The organism is Odoribacter lunatus, assembly GCF_943193135.1.
In the GTDB taxonomy this organism is placed as follows: domain Bacteria; phylum Bacteroidota; class Bacteroidia; order Bacteroidales; family Marinifilaceae; genus Culturomica; species Culturomica lunata.
The window spans coordinates 58,841-67,817 of sequence record NZ_CALPCZ010000012.1; the positions used below are offsets into that span (position 1 = coordinate 58,841).

An 8,977-nucleotide genomic window follows, 5' to 3' on the forward strand; every position below is an offset into this window, starting at 1 on the left:
ACGCTTATGATCGTATTAGAACCCGTCGGTTTCGTACACAATGCGTGCACGGTCAGCCAAGTCCCCGAAAACATCAGAAAAGAGATCTCCGAAATCGAAATCCTTCCCCCCTATGCCGAAGGATTGTTCGACATCGAACAATGCGAATACCTCGATCTGGTATTCTCCTTCCACCGGGAAAAGGAAACGGAACTAATCACCCGCGTCCGCACCGGAGAAACCAAAGGCATATTCGCCTCCCGCTCCCCGCGCCGCCCCAATCACATCGGCGTCACCACAGTAAAACTGCTCCGCCGGGACAACAACAGACTGTATGTGGAAGGCGCCGATGCCCTCAACGGCTCGCCCGTCATCGACATCAAATACTGCGACACCTCCGTCTTCGACCAGTCCGTCCTCCACCGCTCCATTCGGAAAGACTCCCCCCGCATCGACATCGTCCGCAACATCCTGGACAACAACACCCCGGAACTGCTGCTCCACGCCGCCCAACTGCATGGGCACATCTGCCCCGGCTTAGCCTTAGGCGTCATGGCAGCGACCCGCGTTATGCACCAACTCTACGAGGAACAGCGGGACCCCGCCGACTTTACGCTCGCCATACACATGAAAAACTGCCCGATAGACGGCATCCTCTACGTCACAGGCCTCACCCCCGGCAACAACCGCCTTACCCTGCACTACTCCGACGAAATGTACTTCGAAGTGAAAGACAAACAGGGACACGGCTGGAACGTGCGCCTCTCCCCTTCCAACCGCGACTACCTCCAAAGCCAGCTCCCCGACACCCTCTCCGCCACGAAAAAAGGCTTTGCCGTCCTGAACCTCGACTTCAATCAGCTCTTTATTTTAAAACTTTTTAACTAAAATAGCGCAGTTTAAAAGCATAAAAAGTCGAAAATAGCGCAGTTTAAAAGCATAAAAAGTCGAAAATAGCGCAGTTTTATCCATTTTTTCCCTTACATTTGCAATGGATAAGACTGTGAAAATCATGACAACAACCAACGAATACACTCAGATAATCACCGACCAGCGCAAAGAAGCCGCCGCCATAAATATAAAAAAACTCTGCGACCGCAAAGAAGAGGAATTATTCGAAACGGACAGCCCCCTGGCGCAAATAGTCATAGGAGTCCGCCGCAGCGGGAAATCCACCATCTGCCACAAGATACTGAGACAACAAAACATCCCGTATGCCTACATAAATTTCGACGACGAACGTCTGCACAGACTCAAAGCGGAAAACCTCAATACCCTGCTCGAGGCTCTTTACATGGTATACGGGGATTTCAAATACCTGTTTCTCGATGAAATACAAAACATCGAAGAATGGTTCCTGTTCGTCAACCGGCTGTTGCGTCAGAACATGCGCCTTTTCATCACCGGTTCCAATGCCAAGCTGCTCAGCAGCGAATTAAGCACCCATCTGACGGGACGCTACAACCAAATCGAGCTCTATCCGTTCTCTTTCGCCGAATACTGCCAGTTCCGGCAAATAGACCCGACAGACCTGTCGACCAAAGGAAGCGCATTCAAAAAAGCGGCATTCGAGGAATACATGTACAAAGGGGGATTCCCCGAACTTTTCGGCATCCGGAACTCCCGCAACTACATTCAAAGTCTGTTCACCTCCATCATCAGAAGAGACATTCAGCAACGATTCAATATCCGCTACATAGAGGCCTTACACCAACTGGCGAACCACCTGCTCGACCACTTCGGCCAGGAAATCGTTTACTCCGAACTGGCAAAACTTTTCGGATTCGGCTCGGAACATACCGTCGAAAACTACACCTCCTACCTAAAACAAGCCTATCTGCTGGCAGGAATACATAAATTTTCGTTTAAAAGCAAAGAACGCATCCGCAACGAAAAAATCTACGCCATCGACCCGGCATTCATCTCCGAACGGGAAGACACCGTCATCGGCAGAAACCTCGGATGGCGTCTGGAAAACATTGTCTACATCGAACTGCTGCGCCGCACCCGTCCCCGGTTTGAAGACGTATTTTACTACCGCACTTCCCAATATGAAATCGACTTCGTCGTATGCCAGGGTAACAATGTCAAAAAACTGATACAGGTATCCTTAGACATCTCGGCGGAAAAGACGTTCAAACGGGAAATTACCGCCCTGCAAAAAGGCGCCGCCGCCCTAAAATGCAACGACCTGACCCTGCTCACGTTGAGCGACACCCGCTCCCTCACCCCCGACACTCCCATTCAGATCGTTTCCATTATCGACTGGCTGCTCGGAAAAGCGCCGGACTAAAACAACTCTCCAATATTCCACTGCAAAAACTCCCCGACAGGGACTCCGCCCGAACCAATGACAAAAGAGTGTTTCGGAGCGAACCGTTTAGCAAATTCGGACAGTCCGGCATTCATGGTCCGGTATCCGCTCTTGACCTCGGTAAAAATGTTCAAATCTCACAAATAATTTACTCAAATCTCCAATAGATTTTACTCAATTCTCACTCCAATTTTACTCAAATTGGCAGCACGATTATACTGGTTGCTCGGAGAAGTGCCGATTTAATTCACCCGGATTATTTCCGCTTTGGTCGTTTTATACTGCGGCATGCTCTCTCCGATGCCGGCATTGATATACGTCGGGTCGCAAACCACATACCGACGTCCCTCCAACGCAAAATAATCCCCCGGCACATCGTCCCCGAAACAGACCGCCGTCGCCAAATGCCCCGGATAATGCAGCAAAACAACATCCAACCCCAACAACTCCCGCACCAACACGGAATAAAGAATCGCCCGGTCCTCACAATCGCTGTAAGGATAGTAAAGTGTTTCATCGGGAAACAGCGCCCGTTCTCCACCAAACTGCTCCTGGTCGGTCTGATAGTCAAACGCTGTCTGCACAAAATTAATCAAGACATTAGCCGCCTCCGGTTTGCTCTTTCCCGCTATCGCTTTTCGCAAAACAGGATATAACACCTCCTTCACCTCTTCATCCAGTGAAGCCCGTACATACACATCCCACGCATTACTTTGGGGATAATCGTCATAAAAAGCCATTAGATTGCGGTTCTCTGTCACCTCCACCGAAACATCCGGATAACGACGGGAAACCAGCCTACGAGGTTCGGACGGAGCAACATTCAACAACGGATGGGACGGAATCTGTAACGAAAACAACCGCTCCTCCGGAAACTCCCGCTCAAAAACATGAAAAGAACTTTGACGCAGCGACGGGTCGATAACATAATACTTCTCACCTTTCAGATTCAGATAAGAATACTCATATATTTCGTCCTTCGACGGCAACAACAACGCCAATTGCTCTCCCGTACGGGCAATACGCACCTTATACCCCGACTGGGTAAGCAGGTACATCTGCAACAACCGCGCCTCATTCCGTCGCTCCGCAGGAAAAAACGCCTCCGACATCCGCTCCACCAAACGTACATACCCCCAATCGCATAGCTGTAAATCACTGCGCAACTTCACGCACTCCACAAACACCGGGAAATAACTGTCCGAAGACAAAAACGCCCACGCATCGGCAACACTATTTTCATCCGTCCCCTTCAACGTAAAACGATGCTCCTCCGCCAATGATACCCGGCAAGGAGTACCGTAAAACTGAAAAGAAAACGTCGGACGCCTCTTGGGCGCCACCACATCAGGCAACGGCACCTCCGGTTGCGGAACAGGTACTACCTTAGGAGCAGGAATAACACCGTCGAAAGGCAGCGGCTCATACTCCGGCTGCCGTTTCGGGTCTTTTACCACCGGCTTCGGCGGCTCCGGACGTTCCGGAACAGGAATCGCCGGCTCCGCCTCCCGCTTCGTCCACGCCTGACGCATATACTCCGCAAACTCCGCATTCACCCTGTCCCGATACTCCTTAAACTTCCGCCACTCCTCCGCCTTATACGTCGCAAAATCCTGCTCCACCCGCTTCTTATACTCTTCAAACGTCTGGGCAACCACCCCGCCTCCCCAACATACCAAACCGCAGACCAGCAATATTCGATAAACTTCTCTCATAACAAAACAATTGAAAAAACAGGGAACCGTAAATCCGGTTCCCTTAAATAAAATTCCTTTTACTATTCTCTTATCAATTACCAATTGACCTCACTGCACGCACTTTAAAACTATTACTATTAGCAGTACAAGAATAAAACTCTCCCGTACTCATATTAAGATAATAATAATAATAATAAGAACCAACATGATAATCTTTACTCCAATACCATCCAGATAATTGTCCAATTATATTTTGATTATCATATATTTCCTGCAATTCCCCTCGGGTTGGCAAACGCCAATCCGTATAGCCTCCCAAAGTGGAAGATTTGCATAGATTTGAAGCCGTTTGCCAATCAGCCCCACTACTTAAATCCACTTTTTGAACCATCAAACTTGCAGATTCTAATATATAATAGTCTTTTTCACTCGTTGGTTTAAAATTAAGGCTCTCGCCGTATATCACCTCATTTCCCCACACAATATACGTCCGAACATTATAAGTCGCATTTTCAGTCAAATCCGCAATATTCGCGCTAAACTCTTTGCTCGTTCCGGATACAGCAACTTTCGTCGTAGCACTTTCCGAATCATCAACTGTCGGATTGGGGAATGAGGAAGAATAAACAAACCCTTTTTCCGTATAAACCGGGTCGCCAGGATATTCTATTTTCCCGTTTAATGTGGCAGTCGTAGCACTAACATTGGTGGCTACCAACGTAGTAACAACTGGGTCTCCCGTAATCTCTAATTGTGCAACCTCACTGAGTTCTGTTCCATACCTATTTTTCACATAGGCTTGTATGTAATATATTCCTTTTTTTAAATTTCTAATAGTTGCAGAGAAGTCTTTATTTCCCCCAAAAGTACCGGTAATTCTGTTACCATTAGAAAGCAAATCAACTGATTGGGCATAAATAAATCCGGCTTCATTAAGACCATAAGAACTAGTATACTTTCCTTTCACTAAAGCAGATTCTTTATCACTGCTAAGAGTCACCTCCGACATTGAAACGGTCATACCAGTTTCCACTTTTTCAAGTTGTATATCCGCCTTGACAGGCTTTCCTGTTTCAATCTTTACTGTTTGAGTAAACTCCACATAACCTTCAGCAACAACACTTAATTTATAGTCGCCGGGCAAAAGTTGTTTATCAATTTCATAATACCCACTATCAGAAGTCACCGTTTGTACTTCCAATTTATCAGACCAACCAGAAGAATACAATGCAACCCCCGCATTTTTTATCGGTGCGGCGGAATTTTTCGACGTAACTTTTCCAGAAATTACAGGAGCCTTTTTACTAAGTTGCATATCCGCCCTGGCGGTTCGCCCTTTTTCAACCTCAACCTCATAGGTGGCATCATCATAGCCTTCGGCTACGACTTTCAAGGTATATTCTCCCGGTATAAGCTCATTAAATTCATAATGCCCATCATCATAAGTTACCGTTTTCAATAGCAATTTATCATCGGTATACAATTCAACTCCCGTGGCTTTCATCGGCTCCGCGGTACTTTTTACTGTAACAACGCCGTAAATATCCCCGGTTTTAGGAGAATCCGAATCCGAGGTACAACTATACAAACAAAAAGCGATTAAAATCGCTGATAAAATATTTCTCATAATTAAGATTATTTGGATTGAATCATTAATGTTATGTTGGCCTCGATTTTTTCATCGACCACAGCCGTAACCGTCTTCCGGTTAGTCTGATAACCAGCCTTTTGTACCGTTATAGTATATTGTTGCGGCGATACGTCTAAAAATTCAAAAAGCCCGTCACTGCCCGTCATTTTCGTTATTCCTCCGGGACTTAGCACGACCGTAGCATTTCCTATAGGCGTCCCGCTTTCATTATCTGATACAACCCCGTAAATCGTTCCAAAAGCCTCATGTTCCTCTTTAGAGCAGGAAGCAAGCAAGGTTGCAAGAAGCAACAAACAAAAAAAGATAATTTTTTTCATATAGATAGGATTAGAATTTTAAACACAATCTCACACCTGCTGCCTGCGGCAGAGCATAAGGAGTAATACGCAATTGCGACTGCCCTATAACGATATGTTGCTTTCCTTTAGCGGCAATTCCGTCTATAATATTCCAAAGATAAATCGCCGCCGCACCGGCAATGAATCCATTACGAAGGTTCTCCATATTATCGGCTTTGTTGATATAATTCTGCCGCTCTTTAGCATTGTGTGTGCTGTTTATTTTGGATTCATAAGAAGAGCGAAGACTCTCAAAAGCAACAATTCCACCAATTGCTGCCACTTCCCCGGCGATAAACAACACCCCTTTCGTAGTACTCCCCTTGTGCAACTGCGCCATACCGGGAATAAAAACACGGGGAGAAAAAGAATACTGCCTCGTCACTTTAACATTCTCATACGTATACGTCGGATTTTTCAACGTCTGTACCAACAAATAAACCCGCCAGCTTCCCGGCTCTATCTGTTCCGGATAATTAGCAATCACCCGTGCCTTTATAATCAAATCGTGGCTGCCTTCCACCGTTACATCATCCCCTTTCCATACCACATTAACATCCGCCCCCGAAGCCAGACTACGACGTTTCACAATCTCTTTCATCGCATTATCCCTTGCATTCGTCTCTGAATAGCCCGTAGCATTGACCACCTCGATATAAGAATTGGCACAATCTTCAAAAGTAGTCTGTTTTGTCCATTCCGGACGCCCCTGTGCAAAGGTGCTTTGCACAAGCAAAGCACCCCAAACAATAAGAACAATATATCGTATCATACTTTAAACCATTAACGATTTTCCTTATACTCTTCAAAACGTTTCGTCATCTCCTTACGATACTCCTGTTCATTAAAACCGATACGGTCTTTCTCCTCCTGCGTCAATTTGTCCGCCACCTCTCTCGAAATCTCCGCAGCCACTTCTCCTTTCGGTATCTGAATAGCCGTATAACAAGTCATGTGCCCATCATCTTCAACTCCACTCCAGCGAACACACGACTGGGACGTCTCATTAATAATCTTATCAATAATACGGTCTCCGGCAGACGTCATTTTTCGCTCAACATCATTTCCCTTGTTATTACCAACAGAAGATGAATACTCGCTGACCATACCTTTGTAAGCATGCTGCATTTTCAAACGAATAAGCTCCTGTGCCGCCAACAAAGCATTCTTTTGCACTTCACCTCTTTGATTTGACGAACCGCGGAAAATTCCCGTAGCTGCAAACTCTTTTGCATTGTCATACACTTGACAAGGAGCTTCATACGTTTCTCCAAAAGGATTCTTCGGCTTTCTTTCTGTCACGGATGCCAATTTACTCGCACCACATCCGGTTACCATTACCCATGCTGTCATCATCACAACTACCAGTTTTAACATTTTTGTCGTTTTCATAATCTATTCATTTTAAATTAAACCAAATTATACTATAACATTCAAACATACTTTCTACTACCACGCCCACACTCTTCACGGGAGTAGCCTCGCACTCCGGCATGGAGTCAGCACGTACTCCGGTGAGGAGTAGGCATTGACTCCGGAGCGGAGTACGCACGTACTCCACACCGGAGTTAAAAATTTAACACTAATCACCCGTATTCTCCGCAGGCACATTCAACACCTTCTCAAAACGCGTTGTACGCGGTGCCTTCGTCAATTGTCCCTTGCTGCAACGGGTTGTCAACTCCAGCCAATAATCACCCGGTTCCAGCTTCGGCACCCGAAACGACAGCGACGACGGATTATTCACCGTCAAACGGCGCATATCCACAGCCACCGTATTGCTGCTGTCATCCACCCGCACAAACCGGATACCGCATTCATTTTCCTCCCCTGCAAGCTGAATATTGCTTCCCTTCACATTCACCACTTCGTCCGGCGTAATGACACCGTTCAATTCACCCGTCCACGTATCCGTCACACCCGAAATCTCCGGCCCTGTCGAAGAAACACCCAACACATCCACACCTACCTGTTTAATGCCTTCACGCAACGCCGCACTCAACTGGAAATTCACACCCGCCTTATGCTTCTCGTCGTCAAACGTCTCATTTTTATCCCTCCAAACACCCGATACACTCGGATAAGCATAAAACACACCCGTTCCCACGCTATACCCGGCAAGCAGCTTGTTCCGGATAATCCGGTCTCCCCGGTTCAAAATATCGATAAGCGTTTCCAATTGAAACTCCGTACCCTCCTCCTGCAATGCCTTCGCAATATCTTCGGTCGTAACCATATTGCCCGCTTTCACTTTCAACGTAAAATCATTCGGGTCTTCTGTCAGCGGGTTATCTAATAACCAACCATCCCAAAAAATCGTCTTCTTTGTCATAAATCTTTCATTTTTTTAGTTAAATATTATCCCTCTGACACAAAAAGCATTAGCAATCGGAATCACGTTTTCAATCTCCCAAAAATTGCCCAAAAAAAACGTAGGTTTAAATTGGCGGAGTTTCACGTGGTATAGAGCACCAAAAATTTATAATTGAAAATTCGTAAAATTCTGATAACAAAAATGTTGCAAAAAGAAAGAAATTATCTATTTTTGCGGCTGGGAAGAAAAAAAAAGCAACCAAAAAACCTACGTTTTTTTTGGCTGACTTCCATCTTGAACACTACTGAAAATCAATTCGTTACTTCAACCAAAATCACCATTAAAATAGGTGTTTTTTTTGCCATATTTACCCAAAAACAAAATACCCATCAAAAATCTTCGCAGACTTTCAATGGGTATCCCAATAAAAAATACATCTTTTATACCTAAAACAAAAAAGCAGCCACAACATTACATTGCAACTGCTTCAAACAGGGAGTAGCGAGAGGCGGGCTTGAACCGCCGACCTCATGATTATGAATCATGCGCTCTAACCAGCTGAGCTACCTCGCCATAAAAGAGAGTCTTTTCCAAGACTCTCTTTTTCAAAATTCGGCGTCTACCTACTCTCCCACCAGTGACGGCAGTACCATCGGCGTGAAAGGGCTTAACTTCTCTGTTCGG

General features: G+C 45.9%; 9 protein-coding genes and 1 tRNA gene. 2 read left to right on the forward strand and 8 right to left on the reverse strand.

Annotation, left to right across the window (positions count from 1 at the left end):
• Positions 1-6 precede the first annotated feature (6 nt).
• Together tsaA and NFR61_RS06570 are read left to right on the forward strand one after the other, a co-directional pair.
• Entirely contained in the window at positions 7-867 is an 861-nt protein-coding gene (tsaA, locus tag NFR61_RS06565; RefSeq protein ID WP_251621900.1) for a tRNA (N6-threonylcarbamoyladenosine(37)-N6)-methyltransferase TrmO, read from the forward strand.
• A 124-nt stretch (positions 868-991) separates the two neighbouring features.
• A complete protein-coding gene (locus NFR61_RS06570; RefSeq protein WP_251621901.1) occupies positions 992-2,272 on the forward strand; it encodes an ATP-binding protein in 1,281 nt (426 codons plus the stop codon).
• Here NFR61_RS06570 and NFR61_RS06575 read toward each other — a convergent pair.
• The 8 genes from NFR61_RS06575 to NFR61_RS06610 all read right to left on the reverse strand — a co-directional run bounded on the left by NFR61_RS06575 (position 2,269) and on the right by NFR61_RS06610 (position 8,866).
• Positions 2,269-2,427: a hypothetical protein gene (locus NFR61_RS06575; RefSeq protein WP_251621902.1), complete on the reverse strand. Its 159-nt coding sequence runs from the start codon at positions 2,425-2,427 to the stop codon at positions 2,269-2,271. The two genes, NFR61_RS06570 and NFR61_RS06575, sit on opposite strands and share 4 nt — an antisense overlap.
• 108 nt (positions 2,428-2,535) lie before the next feature.
• Complete coding sequence (locus NFR61_RS06580; protein WP_251621903.1) at positions 2,536-4,008, reverse strand: hypothetical protein; 1,473 nt, start codon at positions 4,006-4,008, stop codon at positions 2,536-2,538.
• Positions 4,009-4,081: 73 nt separating this feature from the next.
• Entirely contained in the window at positions 4,082-5,617 is a 1,536-nt protein-coding gene (locus NFR61_RS06585; protein ID WP_251621904.1) for a carboxypeptidase regulatory-like domain-containing protein, read from the reverse strand.
• An 8-nt stretch (positions 5,618-5,625) separates the two neighbouring features.
• A complete protein-coding gene (locus NFR61_RS06590) occupies positions 5,626-5,958 on the reverse strand; it encodes a carboxypeptidase-like regulatory domain-containing protein (RefSeq protein WP_251621905.1) in 333 nt (110 codons plus the stop codon).
• Between the two features lie 10 nt (positions 5,959-5,968).
• A complete protein-coding gene (locus NFR61_RS06595) occupies positions 5,969-6,751 on the reverse strand; it encodes a hypothetical protein (protein WP_251621907.1) in 783 nt (260 codons plus the stop codon).
• Between the two features lie 11 nt (positions 6,752-6,762).
• A complete protein-coding gene (locus tag NFR61_RS06600) occupies positions 6,763-7,371 on the reverse strand; it encodes a hypothetical protein (protein ID WP_251621908.1) in 609 nt (202 codons plus the stop codon).
• Between the two features lie 190 nt (positions 7,372-7,561).
• On the reverse strand, positions 7,562-8,311 hold the full coding sequence (locus NFR61_RS06605; protein ID WP_251621910.1) for a DNA-binding domain-containing protein: 750 nt from the start codon (positions 8,309-8,311) through the stop codon (positions 7,562-7,564).
• 481 nt (positions 8,312-8,792) lie between these two features.
• A tRNA-Met gene (locus NFR61_RS06610) sits at positions 8,793-8,866 on the reverse strand.
• Positions 8,867-8,977: the final 111 nt, after the last annotated feature.

Bases quoted from the DNA above. Each gene is read 5' to 3' on its own strand.
- tsaA (WP_251621900.1), top strand. From the start codon at position 7: ATGATCGTATTAGAACCCGTCGGTTTCGTACACAATGCGTGCACGGTC.
- NFR61_RS06570 (WP_251621901.1), top strand. From the start codon at position 992: ATGACAACAACCAACGAATACACTCAGATAATCACCGACCAGCGCAAA.
- NFR61_RS06580 (WP_251621903.1), bottom strand. From the start codon at position 4,008: ATGAGAGAAGTTTATCGAATATTGCTGGTCTGCGGTTTGGTATGTTGG.
- NFR61_RS06585 (WP_251621904.1), bottom strand. From the start codon at position 5,617: ATGAGAAATATTTTATCAGCGATTTTAATCGCTTTTTGTTTGTATAGT.
- NFR61_RS06590 (WP_251621905.1), bottom strand. From the start codon at position 5,958: ATGAAAAAAATTATCTTTTTTTGTTTGTTGCTTCTTGCAACCTTGCTT.
- NFR61_RS06595 (WP_251621907.1), bottom strand. From the start codon at position 6,751: ATGATACGATATATTGTTCTTATTGTTTGGGGTGCTTTGCTTGTGCAA.
- NFR61_RS06600 (WP_251621908.1), bottom strand. From the start codon at position 7,371: ATGAAAACGACAAAAATGTTAAAACTGGTAGTTGTGATGATGACAGCA.
- NFR61_RS06605 (WP_251621910.1), bottom strand. From the start codon at position 8,311: ATGACAAAGAAGACGATTTTTTGGGATGGTTGGTTATTAGATAACCCG.